13 protein-coding genes are annotated in these 15,495 nt (G+C 40.8%); 10 read left to right on the top strand and 3 right to left on the bottom strand.

What is annotated here, in order from left to right:
- Positions 1 to 36 precede the first annotated feature (36 nt).
- From araA to HMAT_RS15740, 3 genes are read right to left on the bottom strand one after another with little or no spacing between them, the layout of a single operon-like run.
- Complete coding sequence (gene araA, locus HMAT_RS15750) at positions 37 to 1,539, bottom strand: L-arabinose isomerase (protein ID WP_104383794.1); 1,503 nt, start codon at positions 1,537 to 1,539, stop codon at positions 37 to 39.
- A gap of 45 nt (positions 1,540 to 1,584) precedes the next feature.
- The gene (locus HMAT_RS15745; protein ID WP_104383793.1) at positions 1,585 to 2,277 is read right to left on the bottom strand and encodes an L-ribulose-5-phosphate 4-epimerase; all 693 of its coding nucleotides are present in this window, start codon (positions 2,275 to 2,277) and stop codon (positions 1,585 to 1,587) included.
- A gap of 17 nt (positions 2,278 to 2,294) precedes the next feature.
- Positions 2,295 to 3,983 (bottom strand): ribulokinase, encoded by a 1,689-nt coding sequence (locus tag HMAT_RS15740; protein WP_104384031.1) that lies wholly within the window; start codon positions 3,981 to 3,983, stop codon positions 2,295 to 2,297.
- Positions 3,984 to 4,301: 318 nt separating this feature from the next.
- Between HMAT_RS15740 and HMAT_RS15735 the strand changes: the two genes are divergently transcribed.
- The 10 genes from HMAT_RS15735 to ilvC all read left to right on the top strand — a co-directional run bounded on the left by HMAT_RS15735 (position 4,302) and on the right by ilvC (position 15,471).
- A complete protein-coding gene (locus tag HMAT_RS15735) occupies positions 4,302 to 5,006 on the top strand; it encodes an NUDIX domain-containing protein (RefSeq protein WP_104383792.1) in 705 nt (234 codons plus the stop codon).
- A 150-nt stretch (positions 5,007 to 5,156) separates the two neighbouring features.
- Complete coding sequence (locus tag HMAT_RS15730; protein WP_104383791.1) at positions 5,157 to 5,807, top strand: hypothetical protein; 651 nt, start codon at positions 5,157 to 5,159, stop codon at positions 5,805 to 5,807.
- A gap of 365 nt (positions 5,808 to 6,172) precedes the next feature.
- A complete protein-coding gene (atpD, locus tag HMAT_RS15725; protein ID WP_104383790.1) occupies positions 6,173 to 7,675 on the top strand; it encodes a F0F1 ATP synthase subunit beta in 1,503 nt (500 codons plus the stop codon).
- A gap of 109 nt (positions 7,676 to 7,784) precedes the next feature.
- On the top strand, positions 7,785 to 8,033 hold the full coding sequence (atpC, locus tag HMAT_RS15720) for an ATP synthase F1 subunit epsilon (protein ID WP_028071934.1): 249 nt from the start codon (positions 7,785 to 7,787) through the stop codon (positions 8,031 to 8,033).
- A 395-nt stretch (positions 8,034 to 8,428) separates the two neighbouring features.
- Positions 8,429 to 9,319: a branched-chain amino acid transaminase gene (locus tag HMAT_RS15715; protein WP_104383789.1), complete on the top strand. Its 891-nt coding sequence runs from the start codon at positions 8,429 to 8,431 to the stop codon at positions 9,317 to 9,319.
- A complete protein-coding gene (gene ilvD / locus HMAT_RS15710; RefSeq protein WP_104383788.1) occupies positions 9,303 to 11,003 on the top strand; it encodes a dihydroxy-acid dehydratase in 1,701 nt (566 codons plus the stop codon). Before HMAT_RS15715 ends, ilvD begins: the two co-directional genes overlap by 17 nt.
- 129 nt (positions 11,004 to 11,132) lie before the next feature.
- Complete coding sequence (ilvB, locus tag HMAT_RS15705) at positions 11,133 to 12,875, top strand: biosynthetic-type acetolactate synthase large subunit (RefSeq protein ID WP_104383787.1); 1,743 nt, start codon at positions 11,133 to 11,135, stop codon at positions 12,873 to 12,875.
- A gap of 9 nt (positions 12,876 to 12,884) precedes the next feature.
- Positions 12,885 to 13,475, top strand: coding sequence for an acetolactate synthase small subunit (gene ilvN / locus HMAT_RS15700; protein WP_070570155.1), 591 nt, complete (start codon positions 12,885 to 12,887; stop codon positions 13,473 to 13,475).
- Between the two features lie 4 nt (positions 13,476 to 13,479).
- Positions 13,480 to 13,944, top strand: coding sequence for a DinB family protein (locus HMAT_RS15695; protein ID WP_104383786.1), 465 nt, complete (start codon positions 13,480 to 13,482; stop codon positions 13,942 to 13,944).
- A 45-nt stretch (positions 13,945 to 13,989) separates the two neighbouring features.
- On the top strand, positions 13,990 to 15,471 hold the full coding sequence (ilvC, locus tag HMAT_RS15690; RefSeq protein ID WP_104383785.1) for a ketol-acid reductoisomerase: 1,482 nt from the start codon (positions 13,990 to 13,992) through the stop codon (positions 15,469 to 15,471).
- Positions 15,472 to 15,495: the final 24 nt, after the last annotated feature.

Genomic DNA, 15,495 nt, shown 5'->3' with positions numbered 1-15,495 from the left:
GTCCCGAAGATTGGTATATAAATGGCTTACAAGCTATTACTTACTCAGTAAATAATAAAGTTCATTCCACTTCAATTGGTCTTCGAGTTTCGCAACCGTAGTTTCCTCATCAATCAACACATATTCTAACCCTGCTATGCGCGCAAAATCTTCAAGATATTCGGGTGTCAAACTCAAGCTATAAGCGGTATGGTGAGCACCGCCAGCAATGATCCAGGCACTACAACCTGTTTTCATATCTGGAAGCGGTTTCCATAATACCCGGGCAACCGGAAGTTTTGGTAATTCTTCTTCGACAGAAACCCCTTCAACCTTATTGACGATCAAACGAAAACGCGTCCCCATATCAACCAGCGAAGCATTGAGTGCATTACCACGCTGACCATTGAATACGAGACGAGCCGGATCCGCTTTGCCGCCTATTCCCAATGGATGTACCTCAATTCGCGGCTTGTCTGTAGCCAAGGCCGGATCGACTTCCAACATATGTGAACCCAAGACCATGGCATTTTGCGGATCGAAATGATAGGTATAGTCTTCCATAAATGCCGTCGTTCCTGCCAGACCAGCTCCCATGACTTTACATGCCCTGACTAAAGCGGGCGTTTTCCAGTCTCCCTCACCGGCAAAACCGTACCCTTCGGCCATTAGGCGCTGTACTGCCAAACCCGGAAGCTGCACCATACCATGCAGGTCCTCAAAAGTATCCGTAAAACCTTTAAAATTGCCTTGCGCTAAGAATTTGCGCAATCCGATTTCAATTTTAGCAGCTTCGATCAGATTGTCATGAAATTCACCACCGACCTTTACGTTTTCTGCCAGTTCATACGTAGCTTCGTACTCGGCCAATAATGCGTCTATTTCTTCATTGGTACTCGCATTAATAACCTGAACCAAATCACCAATTGCATAGGTATTTACAGAAAAACCAAATTGAGATTCCGCTTCCACCTTGTCGCCATCCGTAACAGCTACATAACGCATATTGTCGCCGAACCGCGCAAATTTAGCACCTTGCCAGTCATGCCAACCTGCTGCGGCACGTGACCATACATTAATACGGTCTAATACTTCAGGGTCTTGCCAATGTCCTGTCACCACTTTACGGCCAATTTTCAATCGGCTTACTATATGTCCAAATTCACGGTCGCCATGTGCGCTTTGATTGAGATTCATAAAATCCATATCAATACTGCTCCAAGGAATATCCTGATTATATTGGGTATGTAGATGTAATAATGGTTTTTGTAAAGCTTTTAGTCCTCTGATCCACATTTTAGCAGGCGAGAATGTATGCATCCATGTAATGACACCGATACAATTTTTTTCGCTATTGGCAGCTGTTAACGTTGCATAAATTTCATCTGTATTTTTGACGATCGGTTTATATTTCACTGCCACAGGAATCACCTTCTGTGCGTTTAAATAGTTTGCGATCTCCTCGGCATGCAGTGCAACTTGGCGTAAGGTCTCTTCTCCATATAGATCTTGGCTTCCAACGATAAACCAGACCTCAAGTTCTTTCAAATTAATATTCATTTTTTAAATAGTAGTTTTTTGCTATTGTTATTTTATTACCGCTAATTATTGACCATAGTAGGCATTGGTTCCATGCTTCCGTTCATAATGTTTTTTGATTAATGCGGACTTTAACCTCGGCGCATTGGGGTTGATCTGTTCTGTTAACAAAGCCATTTTGGCAACTTGTTCCAGCACCGCGCTATTATAAACAGACTTCATTCCATTTTTACCCCAGGCAAAAGGCGCATGGTTGCCAACTAGAATCATTTCCACTTCCTTATAATCCAGCTTATTTTCGATAAAGTGATTGATAATCTGAAAACCCGTTTCATGCTCGTAGTTTCCGGCGATCATCTCATCACTCATTGGCGGAGCACAGGGAATATCTGTCGTTAAATGATCGGCATGTGTCGTTCCGAAAATCGGAATATCGCGTTGACTTTGTGCCCATGCTGTTGCATAAGTGGAATGCGTATGTGTAATACCGCCAATTTCTTTCCAGTGTTTATATAAAACAGCATGCGTTTTTGTATCCGATGAAGGTCTTAGGTCTCCTTCAACCACATTACCGTCAAAATCAACAATGACCATCTGCTCAGGAGAAAGCTCTTCGTAAGGTACCCCACTAGGTTTAATGGCAAAAACTTCATGCTGCCGATCCACAACACTGACATTTCCAAATGTAAAAAGTACAAGGCCCAATTTGGGCAGTTGCATATTGCAATGGTATGCTTCTTCTTTAATTGAATTATACATAATAAAATATTCAACGATTAAACAGTAATGGCTAACGATTCTTTCCCTTCCATGAAAGTTCCGAGCGCCTTGTAGCGTTCATAACGTTCAGCATAGATTGGCACCCACTTTTCTTCGGGTGCATAGGTACATTCGAAACCTTGCCCCATGGTTTTCATGGCATCCTCAACACGGTCATATAACCCCGCGGCAGTCGCTGCGAACATGGCCGCACCAATAGCACAAGTCTGTTCACTCTTATGAATTCGAATTGGCATGTTCATGACATTAGCCATCATCTGCATAATAAAAGGGGATTTTTTGGCAACGCCACCAAGACCGATCAGCCCTTTAACAGGAATTCCCTGATCAACAAAACGTTCCACAATGGCTTTTGCGCCGAAACAGGTTGCTTCAACAATAGCTCTAAATATCCGTGGTGCATCGGTTCCTAGATGCAATCCTGTAATTGCACCTTTCAACGATTGATCTGCGTCAGGTGTTCTTCGCCCATTCAACCAATCTATCGCCAACTCCGAAGTTGCCGTCACGGACAATTCTGCCGCCTTTTTGCTTAAACTGATCAACAAATTCTCTTCCAAACCATTCACAACTTGCTCACGGACAGCATCATTCAGACCTTCAACATCTTGTAACGCCTGTTTAGCAGGCCATAGCAAGACCTGTTTTAACCAAGCATAAGCATCGCCAAAGGCCGATTGTCCAGCTTCCATACCGATCATTCCCGGAATGATCGAACCATCAACCTGACCGCAGATTCCCTTCACAAGTGTATCTTGAACCTCTTCTTTTGGTGCAACAAGCATATCACAAGTCGATGTTCCCATGACTTTACTGAGATAATAAGGTTCGATCTGTCCACCGACAGCACCCATGTGACAATCAAAGGCACCGATACCAACTATTACTGATGTCGAAAGCCCCAAACGTTCGGCCCATTGGGCTGAAAGATTCCCCGCAGGTTTATCTGCCGTATAAGTCTCTGAAAATAAGCGATCCACAATACCATCCAATAGCGGATCAATATCCCTAAAGAAAGCATTTGGAGGCAGGCCGCCAAATGCTGCTGCCCAAAGCGACTTATGCCCAGCAGAACATACACCACGCTTAATCGCAGATGCATGCGTACCTCCTGTCAATAAAAAGGGAATATAATCACAATGCTCAACCCAGCTAAATGTCGCTTTACGAACTTGCTCGTCAACTCTAAAAATATGAAGTAACTTAGCCCAAAACCATTCCGAGGAATAAACACCACCAACGTATTTCAAATAATCAACAGCACTTGTTTCATTATAGTCATTGATTTCCTTGGCTTCTTTAACGGCGGTATGATCTTTCCACAGGACAAACATCGCATTGGGATTATCCTTAAATTCATTCAGCAAAGCTAAAGGAACCCCTTGCTCATTGACAGCAATTGGAGTTGAGCCGGTGGTATCTACCGAAATTGCTCTTACAGCCTGCCCAACATCCGCTATTCCCGATTTTTGTAAACAATCCTTTACTGTTGCCTCCAAACCTTCGATGTAATCTAAGGGATGTTGTCTGAACTGACTCGATGCAGCATCGCAGTATTCCCCCCTCTTCCATCGTGGATAATAAAATACTGAAGATGATATTTCTTCTCCATTAATTGCATCGACCAATACAGAGCGGACAGAATCGCTTCCGTAATCTATCCCGATGACATATGATTCATTCATTTTTGCTGAATTTGGTTTATAACTTATAATTGTTTCTAACATTATTTTTTCAATGCCTTCAATCGAAGATAAGCATTCAAAAATAATTAGTGTCAAATAAACATTTATTTTTTTAGATATGAAAGAAAATTTTCATATTTAAAAAAATGAATTAACTTCATCCTGTTAATCATGACGAGCCCAAATGCCTGTGCATGTTGTATTGAAACATTTTTCAATCAGTTACCGACCAAGTATTGTACTTATTTTTAGCTAGTCACTTTATAGTTTTGATCATGAACGGGAGGAAGTCAGAAAAGAGATAAAAAACAATAGACAATGGAATATTATAAAAAAGATTCAGGGATTCTTTTAGCTGTAGACTGTATTATATTTGGGTTTAACGGAGAATCCTTAGAGGTGTTGTTGATCAAGCGTGATTTTGAACCTGAAAGAAATAAATGGAGTTTGATGGGTGGTTTTGTTCAACCCAACGAAAGTCCAGAAGAATCTGCCAGTCGGGTGTTGAAAAAATTAACAGGTCTCGAAAATGTCTATATGGAACAATGCAGTGTCTTTGGCGAGCCCAAGCGCGAGCCCAATGACCGGGTGATAAGTATCTGCTATTTTGCATTGATTGACACCCACCAATATAAACATATCTTAAGCGACGATTACGAAGCAAAATGGTTTCCATTACAACAGCATCCTACATTGATATTCGATCACGAGCAAATGATATCATCGGCACAACACCGCCTACGTATGAAAGCAGCGCTCTATCCTATTTTATTCGAACTGCTACCAGAAAAATTCACGATTCCGCAAATCGCAGCATTATATGAAGGAGTCTATAATATTGAGCTTGACAAGCGTAACTTTAGTCGAAAACTACTCTCATCGGGCTTAATCATCAAATTGCAGGAAAAGGACAAAGAAAATTCCAAAAAAGGAGCTTATTATTTTAAGCTAAATACAGCAATCTATAAAGAGAAAATCATGTCATTTCTCCGTTATCTGCCAAGTTGGGGTCTCGAAACATAAAGATATCTATAAAAAGAAATAGACTATAACCGGAATATATTTCACTTTCAATTTTCGTTTTTTCAATAATTCCTTATATTTATCACAGGCATATGCTAGCTCTGTAGCTGGAATATCCTGATTAAACTTATTATAATAACGATAGACAACATGAGCAAATTGAGATTAGCATTTGTATTCTTTACGATTTTATTTATTTCATCGTACACTTTATTACAGGCTCAAACTCCTGCAGCAGCGCCGGTTACCGCCACCCAGCAGGCCAATGACGCTTACAAATACAGCCCGGATGGACTAAAAAAGGGGAGCTTGGCAAATCAATTTGATCACTTAAATTATATATCAAAAAACAATTATGACTTCAAGATGGTACGCAAATCCAACCTTGATATTGTCAAAAGAAATGTTGTTGATACTGTTGCAAAGCTGCACAAGGAAATCAATTCCCTAAAATCTTCATCCAGCAATTATTCATCCAACACCAAAAATTTGCAAGATTCTATTCAGACATTGAAGGATCAGCTTGCACAGGAGCAACAAAAGACAGATAGCTTTTCATTCTTGGGCATCAATACATCCAAAGGTTTATATAGCACAGTGGTCTGGACCATCATTGGAGTCTTAGCTGTCGCTACCTTTATCTTCCTATTCTCTTACCGAAAAGCCAAGGTTGATACCGTAGAATTTCAAAAAACAGCGGAACAATCACAAGAGGAATTTGCGACATTCCGTAAAAAGGCCATGGAAAAAGAACAATTGCTGAAACGTCAATTGCAAGATGAATTAAATAAAAAGATCTAGTAAGGTCTTCATAAGACGATATTATACCAGATTCTTATCGACCTGAAGCGACTCCTCATGACGACCTCGCTTCAGGTCGATCACATTTATATACAATCCGTGTCCCATCGTATGCACATCAGAAAATGAACAGCAGTTCAAAAAAATAGTGTCACCACTACACCGAAATAGTATATTTGCAACAACAAGAATCGAAACTAACAGAATTACAAGAGATAACATTTTGACCTACATTAATAAAAATGTAATTTAATTGCAAATTCTATTTGTTTTTAAAAACGAATAACCTTATTTTTGCTGACCAAAAAAGAGGCCTTTTATGTCTCTTATATAAAATTGATTAATAAATATTTAGTCCCTATAATATGCCCAAGATTGGTAAAATAGCGCAGATTATCGGCCCAGTTGTTGACGTCAACTTCGCCGACAGTGAAAATCTACCTAAAATTTACGATGCATTGTACATTCAAAAAGAAAATGGACAACGTGTTGTATTGGAAGTTCAACAACACTTAGGTCAGGATCGTGTACGTACAATTGCCATGGACGCAACTGAAGGTTTGGTTCGCGGAATGGAAGTTGTCGATACTGGTGCTCCTATCAAAATGCCTATTGGTGAAGAAATCAAAGGTCGTGTATTCAATGTAGTTGGTGATGCCATTGATGGGATCCAAAATGTGAGTAAAGAGAATGGTCGTCCTATCCACAACGTTCCTCCTAAATTCGAAGATCTTTCCACTGAATCAGAAGTACTTTTTACTGGTATCAAAGTTATTGACCTTTTAGAACCATATGCTAAAGGTGGTAAAATTGGTTTATTCGGTGGTGCCGGTGTAGGTAAAACTGTATTAATCCAAGAATTGATCAATAACATCGCTAAAGGTCACGGTGGTCTTTCCGTATTTGCCGGTGTAGGTGAACGTACACGTGAGGGTAATGACTTATTGCGTGAGATGTTGGAATCAGGTATCATCAAATATGGTGAGCATTTTATGGAAGGCATGGAAAAAGGTGAATGGCCTTTGGATACTGTTGACCATGAATTAATGAAAGACTCTAAATGTACTTTCGTATTCGGTCAGATGAATGAGCCTCCCGGTGCACGTGCACGTGTTGCTTTGTCAGGTTTGACTGTTGCGGAATATTTCCGTGATGGTGATGGCGAAGGTCAAGGTCGTGACGTCCTGTTCTTTATCGATAACATCTTCCGTTTTACACAGGCTGGTTCTGAAGTATCTGCACTATTAGGCCGTATGCCTTCAGCTGTAGGTTACCAACCAACCCTAGCAACAGAAATGGGTTTGATGCAAGAGCGTATCACTTCAACTAAAAACGGATCTATTACTTCAGTACAAGCAGTATATGTACCTGCCGATGACTTAACTGACCCTGCTCCAGCGACAACATTTGCTCACTTGGATGCAACTACAGTATTGTCCCGTAAAATTGCTGAGTTAGGTATTTATCCTGCTGTGGATCCATTGGATTCTACATCACGTATCCTTTCTCCTGCTGTTTTAGGTGCTGAACATTACGATACTGCACAACGTGTGAAAGAAATTCTTCAACGTTATAAAGAACTACAAGATATCATCGCCATCTTAGGTATGGACGAGTTATCCGAAGAAGATAAGTTAACCGTTCACCGCGCACGTCGTGTACAACGTTTCTTATCACAACCTTTCCACGTAGCAGAACAATTTACAGGTTTAAAAGGTGTATTGGTAGACATCAAAGATACCATCAAAGGATTTAACATGATCATTGATGGTGAGGTTGATGAATATCCAGAAGCTGCCTTCAACTTGGTAGGTAACATTGATGATGCTATCGAAAAAGGTAAGAAATTATTAGCAGAAGCAGTTTAATTTAGATATTAGACCTTAGATATGAGATAATAGACTTTCGATTATCTCATATCTATTTGAAAACCTAAAGTTCTCAAATCTCATATCTCAAATCTTATATCTAAGAATAATGAAATTAACAATTATCACTCCCGACAAATTAGTATACGAAGGCGAAGTAACATCTGTTACTGTCCCTGGCTCTGCGGGCTCTTTTCAAATTTTGAAAGACCACGCGGCAATTGTTTCTACTTTGGAAGATGGAAAAGTAATTATTCAACAAGGTAAAGGTGGACAAGAAGTGTTCATTAAAGGTGGTGTTGTGGAAGCAAAAGACAATGTCATTACCGTGCTTGCTGAAGGAATTATCGGAGATTAAATCAATTGATTTTAAAATATTGAAAAGCTTCCGATAGAAATATCGGAAGCTTTTTTTTTAAAGTTTTTTTGACAATTTCTTCATTTTAGGAAGAAATTTGCCCTTTGTAACAAAAAATAATTTTTTCACAAGGTAGACCAATTTTAAATACGGTATACGACTAACAAAATTTAAAACCGAACAATAGCCACAAATACAGTTTAAAATTTTTTAAACCATAATATTTTAAAATATTATTCTAAATAGAAAATTAGCACTTTAGCTATTGCCAATTATTGTAATTCCTGCTACCTTGAGGAAATGAAAATCGAAGGTTTTTACAGCGGCCTGAGATAGCATGATTTACCAGCAAAAACCAAAAAGGGAAATTATTTATATAAGGTAAATTTTGGGTTATGAAATATTACGACAAGAACACATTGATTTATTTGGATGGAGCCTTTGTAAAAGCCTCCGAGGCCGCATTGAATCCCTTTGCACAATCGCTTCACTATGGCTACGCTGTATTCGATGGTTTACGCGCGTACAACACGCACAATGGCCCGCGCATCTTTAAAGCGGACAAGCATTTTGACCGATTGAAGAAATCCTGCGAAGCGGTAAATATCCCTTATCAATGGAGTAACAGGGAGCTAATTGACAAATGTTATGAGCTTTTGGCCATCAACAACTTACGGGAGGCCTACATCCGTCCATTGGTACTCACTGGTTCGAATATGCACCTAACTTCTTCCACGGAGGCTAATCTGATGATTGCCGCTTGGGAATGGGGACCTTATCTTGGTCAAAATCTGTTACGTGTATGTATCTCTGATATCAAAAGACCTAATCCAAAATCTTTTAAAACGGACTCGAAAATATCAGGCCAATATGTAAACTCTATTCTAGCGACGACAGAAGCCATCAACAGGGGTTTTGACGAGGCACTTATGCTTGATCATGAAGGCTTCGTTGCCCAAGCTTCCAGCGAGAATATTTTTATTGAGAAAGATTTCAAAATTTATACACCGCCAGCGAAAAACATTTTTCCCGGCATTACACGGCAGACCGTTAAAAACATCTGTAAAAAACTGAATTTCGAAGTCATTGAAAAGCAATTGACGGTAGAAGATATCTATACAGCTGATAGTGCATTCTTATGCGGTACAGCTGCTGAAATTATCGGAATCAAACAAGTCGACGATGTCATCTATCAAGAAGAGTGGGAACACAGCATAGGTGCGTCGATCCAAAGAAGATATAAAAATTTAGTATTAGAGAACGAAAATTATGAAGTCATCATCTAACGGCGAAAATGCAATGAACAAATACAGCCGTACATTTACACAAGACGAAACGCAACCTGCTGCTAAAGCAATGCTTTACGGTATCGGCCTGACAGATGCCGATATGGACAAGGCGCAGGTCGGTATTGCCAGCATGGGATACGATGGTAATACGTGTAATATGCACCTCAATGATTTGGCACAAATCGTCAAAAAAGGTGTTTGGAACAATGACTTAGTGGGTTTGACCTTTGGCACCATTGGTGTCAGTGACGGCATGAGCAACGGTACAGATGGTATGCGTTACTCCTTGGTAAGCCGTGATGTAATCGCTGATAGTATCGAAACGATCTGTGGCGGTCAATATTACGATGGTCTAATCTCAATTCCCGGATGTGATAAAAATATGCCTGGTGCCATCATGGCGATGGCACGTTTGGATCGCCCCTCGCTTATGGTTTATGGCGGTACAATTGCACCTGGACATTACAAAGGAGAAGAACTCAATATCGTTTCTGCTTTTGAAGCCTTAGGGCAACGCATCTGCGGCAATCTTTCTGATGAAGATTACGAAGGTATCATCAAACATACCTGCCCTGGCGCCGGTGCTTGTGGCGGCATGTATACAGCAAACACGATGGCTTCGGCAATTGAAGCATTGGGAATGAGCTTACCTTATTCCTCCTCTAACCCGGCAATCTCAGCAGAAAAGAAAAATGAATGTCTGGAGGCCGGTAAACATATCCGCACCCTGCTAGAGAAAGATATCAAACCATCTGATATCATGACGCGCAAAGCATTCGAAAATGCATTGCGTACCATCGTGATCTTGGGCGGAAGTACCAATGCCGTACTTCACTTTATTGCAATCGGTAAGGCTGTAGGCGTTGACATCTCACAAGATGACTTCCAGCGCATGAGTGATGAAACACCTGTATTGGCAGACTTTAAACCTTCGGGTAAATACTTGATGCAGGATCTTCAACAATATGGCGGAACTCCCGCCGTAATGAAATACCTTTTGGACGAAGGTTTATTACATGGTGATTGTATTACCGTAACTGGAAAAACTGTTGCTGAGAACTTAGCTGATGTCAAATCCATTATGGAATATGATCAGCCTATTATCAAACCATTGAGCAACCCAATCAAAGCAACAGGACATTTACAGATCCTTTATGGAAATCTGGCAGAAAAAGGTTCTGTAGCCAAGATCTCAGGTAAAGAAGGCGAGAAATTTACTGGTCCCGCACGTGTATTCGATGGCGAACATGACCTAGTCGCTGGTATTGCCTCAGGCAGAATTAAACCGGGAGATGTTGTGGTTATTAAAAATGAAGGCCCAGTAGGTGCTCCAGGTATGCCAGAAATGCTCAAACCGACCTCATTAATCATCGGTGCCGGCTTAGGTAAATCTGTAGCACTCATTACAGATGGCCGTTTTTCCGGTGGAACCCATGGTTTCGTCGTCGGCCACATTACACCTGAATCTTACAAAGGCGGGTTAATTGGCTTAGTGCATGATGACGATATCATCGAGATTGATGCCGTCAACAATACGATCAATGTGAACCTTTCCGATGAGGAAATTGCACAACGTCGTTCAGCATGGGTACAACCGGCTTTGAAAGTCAGTAAAGGCGTGTTATATAAATATGCTAAGACCGTGGCTGACGCCTCAGAGGGTTGTGTAACTGATCTGTAGAAAATCAAAAAAACGGAGACACTTAGTGCAGAGATTTAAATAAACAGAATCTCCGATCTAATGTCTCCAGATCTAATATCTAAAGACTAAAAAAGACTGAATAATCAACAAAACTAAAAAATCAACGTAATGAGTACACTGGAAATAACAGAAAATAAGGCTGCTACCAAGCAGGAAACTCCGACACAAATTTCGGGATCGAAAGCTGTTATGGAGGCCTTATTGAGCGAAGGAGTTGATACCGTATTTGGCTATCCGGGTGGCGCGATCATGCCTATTTATGATGCCCTTTATGATTATACGGATCGTTTGAAACATATCTTGGTACGCCACGAGCAAGGAGGGATCCATGCGGCCCAAGGTTATGCCAGGACTTCCGGTCGTACAGGTGTCGTCTTCGCGACGAGTGGTCCCGGAGCAACAAACCTGGTTACCGGACTGGCAGATGCCATGATCGACAGTAACCCGATCGTCTGTATTACAGGCCAGGTATTTGCTTCACTATTGGGAACCGATGCATTTCAGGAAACGGATGTCATCAATATTACCGCACCGGTCACCAAGTGGAACTATCAAGTCACTGACGCTACTGAAATTCCAGCCGCACTCGCTAAAGCATTTTATATTGCCAGCACCGGTCGTCCAGGCCCCGTATTGATCGATATCACCAAGAATGCACAATTGCAATTATTCGATTACTTCGGTTACGAAAAATGCAATCATGTGCGTAGTTATAGACCTGCTCCGCAGGTTCGTAAGGAGTATATCGAACAAGCTGCTGAATTGATCAATAATGCTAAAAAACCATTTGTACTTTTTGGTCAGGGGATTATCTTAGGAAAGGCAGAGGAAGAGTTTAAAGCTTTTATCGAAAAAACAGGCATTCCTTCCGCCGCTACTGTCATGGGATTGAGCGCTCTTCCTACAGACCACAAACTTCATGTCGGTATGTTGGGGATGCACGGTAACTATGCGCCAAATGTCATGACCAACGAATGTGATGTTTTAATTGCTATCGGTATGCGTTTCGATGACCGCGTCACTGGCCGATTGGACAAATATGCCAAGCAGGCAAAAGTGATCCATCTGGATATCGACCCGGCCGAGATTGATAAAAATGTACAAACAACCGTACCTGTATGGGGCGACTGCAAAGAATCACTTCCAATGTTGACTGAATTGGTTCAAGCCGTGGATCATTCCGCTTGGTTGGCTCAGTTCCGTGAACTCGAAAAAGAGGAAATCAAAGAAGTCATCACAGATGAATTGCATCCAAAAACGGATATCATGACCATGGGCGAGGTGATCAATGTGTTGAATGAATTAACCGGTGGGGACGCAATCATAACCACAGACGTTGGTCAACATCAGATGGTCACATGTCGCTATGCAAAATTTAACAAGAGCAAATCAAACGTAACATCTGGCGGATTGGGAACCATGGGCTTTGGCCTTCCTGCAGCTATCGGCGCTTGGTATGGTGCTCCTGAGAAAACTGTCGTAGCCATCATCGGTGACGGTGGTATCCAAATGACCATTCAGGAACTGGGAACTATCATGCAATTTGGCGCGAAGGTGAAAATCATGATCTTGAACAACGAGTTCTTGGGTATGGTACGTCAATGGCAGCAACTGTTCCATGACAAACGCTATTCATTCGTGAATATTACCAGTCCTGACTTTGTTGCAGTTGCCAAAGGTTATTATATCGATGGACAGAAAATTTCGGAACGGAAAGATCTCCGCACTGCCCTTCAGACCATGCTTGAGCACGATGGAGCTTATCTATTGGAAGTCATGGTAGGAAAGGAAAACAATGTATTCCCGATGGTTGCACAAGGAACATCCGTATCGGAGATTCGATTAAAGTAAAAAGTCAAAATGGAAAAACAAGAATATACCATTACCCTATATACAGAGAATTCTATCGGCCTTATCGGAAGGATCTCAACGATTTTTTCAAGAAGAAAAATCAATATCGAAAGTTTGAACACATCGCCTTCTGAGGTAGAAGGTATACATCGTTTCACCATTGTCATTACAGAGGCGGAAGATGTGTTGCGTAAGCTTTGTCGTCAGTTGGAAAAACAGATTGACATTCTTAAAGCCTATTACAATACCAATGACGAAGTGATCTGGCAAGAACAGGCCTTATATAAAGTACCTGCAGACGTTGTCAATGAAAAAGTATATGTTGAGCGTTTACTTCGTCAATATGGAGCCAATGTGGTTGTGATCCGTAACGATTATATCGTGTTCGAAACTGCAGGTCACCGTGAAGAAATTGATAAGCTGACGGAGGAATTGACAAAATATGGTTTAATCGAATTTGTACGTGGCGCCCGTATTGCCATCATTAAAGATAGCGCTGGTTTCCACTCCAAATTGGTTCAGTTTGAAGCAAAGGAACCGTCGATAGAAATCGTTGAAAATGAATATCTCGACAAACGGGATGACGTATTTACTATGTAATCAGATGCAAGAAACATTTAAATTTATCTTACAGGCACGCCAAAAATTCGTTGAATTGCTGGATAGTCTTTCCATAGAACAACTGAACAAAATCCCGACTGGATTTAACAACAATATTATCTGGAATTTTGGACATATCGTGGTGAGTACACAGACTTTAGTCTATGTCCGTACCGGTATCAAAGCGGATACCGCTTGGGTTAAATACAATGAAGATTATAGAAAAGATACCAAACCCACACGTTTTGTCGAACAGGCTGAAATTGATGAACTAAAGGCAATCGCTATCCAAAGCATCGAACAGATTGCCAAAGACTATGAAAATGGCGTTTTTGGAGCGATTACCTCGTTTTCAACAGCAACTTATGGCTATCCAATGGATACGGTCGAAGAAGTTATCGCTTTGACTTCAGGACATGATAATGTTCATTATGGTTATGCTTTGGCGCAACGTAAATTAGTACAATAAAAAAAATAAATAATCAACAACCAATAACAGAAAGAAAGTAAAACAATGGCAAATTATTTCAACACCTTACCGCTTAGAGAGCAGTTAGAACAATTAAGTCACGCTGAATTCATGGACAACACCGAATTTACGGATGGAGTAAATGCTTTAAAAGGTAAAAAAATCGTAATCGTAGGATGCGGTGCACAAGGCTTGAACCAAGGTTTAAACTTAAGAGATAGCGGACTGGACGTTTCTTATGCTTTACGTAAAGAAGCTATTGAACAAAAAAGAGATTCTTGGAAAAATGCTACGGACAACAATTTTAACGTAGGAACTTACGAAGAATTAATCCCAACAGCAGATTTGGTCATTAACTTGACTCCTGATAAACAACATACCTCAGTGATCAACGCGGTCATGCCGTTGATGAAAGAAGGCGCAACATTATCTTATTCACACGGTTTCAACATCGTTGAAGAAGGTATGCAAATCCGTAAAGATATTACCGTCATCATGGTTGCTCCAAAATGTCCGGGCTCTGAAGTTCGTGCAGAATACCTTCGTGGTTTCGGTGTCCCTACTTTGATCGCTGTTCACCCAGAGAATGATCCACAAGGAAAAGGTTGGGCTGAAGCAAAAGCATACTGTGTAGGAACAGGTGGCCACAAAGCCGGTGTATTGAAATCTTCATTTGTAGCCGAGGTAAAATCAGATTTAATGGGTGAGCAAACAATCCTTTGTGGTTTATTGCAAACAGGTTCTATTTTATCTTTCGACAAAATGATCGAAAAAGGAATTGAAGCTGGATACGCATCCAAATTGGTACAATATGGTGTTGAGGTAATTACTGAAGCTTTGAAACATGGTGGTGTAAGTGGTATGATGGATCGTTTGAGCAACCCTGCAAAAGTGAAAGCTTTTGAGATCTCCGAAGAGTTAAAAGATATCATGCGTCCATTGTTCCAAAAACACCAAGACGATATCATGTCCGGTCACTTTAGCAATACCATGATGGAAGATTGGGCAAATGGTGATGCCAACTTATTGAAATGGAGAGCTGAAACAGGTGAGACGGCATTTGAGAAAACACCTGCTGGCGATGTTAAAATCAACGAGCAAGAGTACTTCGATAACTATACCCTAATGGTTGCTTTCATTCGCGCAGGCGTTGAATTGGCTTTCGAAACAATGGTTGAAGCAGGTATCAAACCCGAATCAGCATACTACGAATCATTGCACGAAACACCATTAATCGCCAACACAATCGCTCGTAAGAAATTGTTCGAAATGAACCGTGTTATTTCTGATACAGCGGAATACGGTTGTTACTTATTTGATCAGGCTTGCAAGCCTTTGTTGGCTGATTTCATGAAAACTGTTGATACCGATTTAGTAGGTAAAAACTTCAACGAAGGTAAAGATGCTGCTGTTGATAATGCACAGTTGGTTGTCATCAATGAAATTTTGCGTGACCATCCTGTGGAAATCGTTGGACGTAAATTGCGTAAGGCAATGACGGCAATGAAAGCAATCAAAACTGTTTAAAAATTTATACGAATTATTTGTTTT

Origin of the sequence: Sphingobacterium sp. HMA12, from assembly GCF_002933815.1 — a bacterium.
GTDB lineage: Bacteria > Bacteroidota > Bacteroidia > Sphingobacteriales > Sphingobacteriaceae > Sphingobacterium.
This window is presented reverse-complemented; position numbering and strand designations above follow the sequence as displayed.

What these genes read in the sequence shown, in the direction of transcription:
- araA (WP_104383794.1), bottom strand. Translation starts at nt 1,539, where the DNA reads ATGAATATTAATTTGAAAGAACTTGAGGTCTGGTTTATCGTTGGAAGC.
- HMAT_RS15745 (WP_104383793.1), bottom strand. Translation starts at nt 2,277, where the DNA reads ATGTATAATTCAATTAAAGAAGAAGCATACCATTGCAATATGCAACTG.
- HMAT_RS15740 (WP_104384031.1), bottom strand. Translation starts at nt 3,983, where the DNA reads ATGAATGAATCATATGTCATCGGGATAGATTACGGAAGCGATTCTGTC.
- HMAT_RS15735 (WP_104383792.1), top strand. Translation starts at nt 4,302, where the DNA reads ATGGAATATTATAAAAAAGATTCAGGGATTCTTTTAGCTGTAGACTGT.
- HMAT_RS15730 (WP_104383791.1), top strand. Translation starts at nt 5,157, where the DNA reads ATGAGCAAATTGAGATTAGCATTTGTATTCTTTACGATTTTATTTATT.
- atpD (WP_104383790.1), top strand. Translation starts at nt 6,173, where the DNA reads ATGCCCAAGATTGGTAAAATAGCGCAGATTATCGGCCCAGTTGTTGAC.
- atpC (WP_028071934.1), top strand. Translation starts at nt 7,785, where the DNA reads ATGAAATTAACAATTATCACTCCCGACAAATTAGTATACGAAGGCGAA.
- HMAT_RS15715 (WP_104383789.1), top strand. Translation starts at nt 8,429, where the DNA reads ATGAAATATTACGACAAGAACACATTGATTTATTTGGATGGAGCCTTT.
- ilvD (WP_104383788.1), top strand. Translation starts at nt 9,303, where the DNA reads ATGAAGTCATCATCTAACGGCGAAAATGCAATGAACAAATACAGCCGT.
- ilvB (WP_104383787.1), top strand. Translation starts at nt 11,133, where the DNA reads ATGAGTACACTGGAAATAACAGAAAATAAGGCTGCTACCAAGCAGGAA.
- ilvN (WP_070570155.1), top strand. Translation starts at nt 12,885, where the DNA reads ATGGAAAAACAAGAATATACCATTACCCTATATACAGAGAATTCTATC.
- HMAT_RS15695 (WP_104383786.1), top strand. Translation starts at nt 13,480, where the DNA reads ATGCAAGAAACATTTAAATTTATCTTACAGGCACGCCAAAAATTCGTT.
- ilvC (WP_104383785.1), top strand. Translation starts at nt 13,990, where the DNA reads ATGGCAAATTATTTCAACACCTTACCGCTTAGAGAGCAGTTAGAACAA.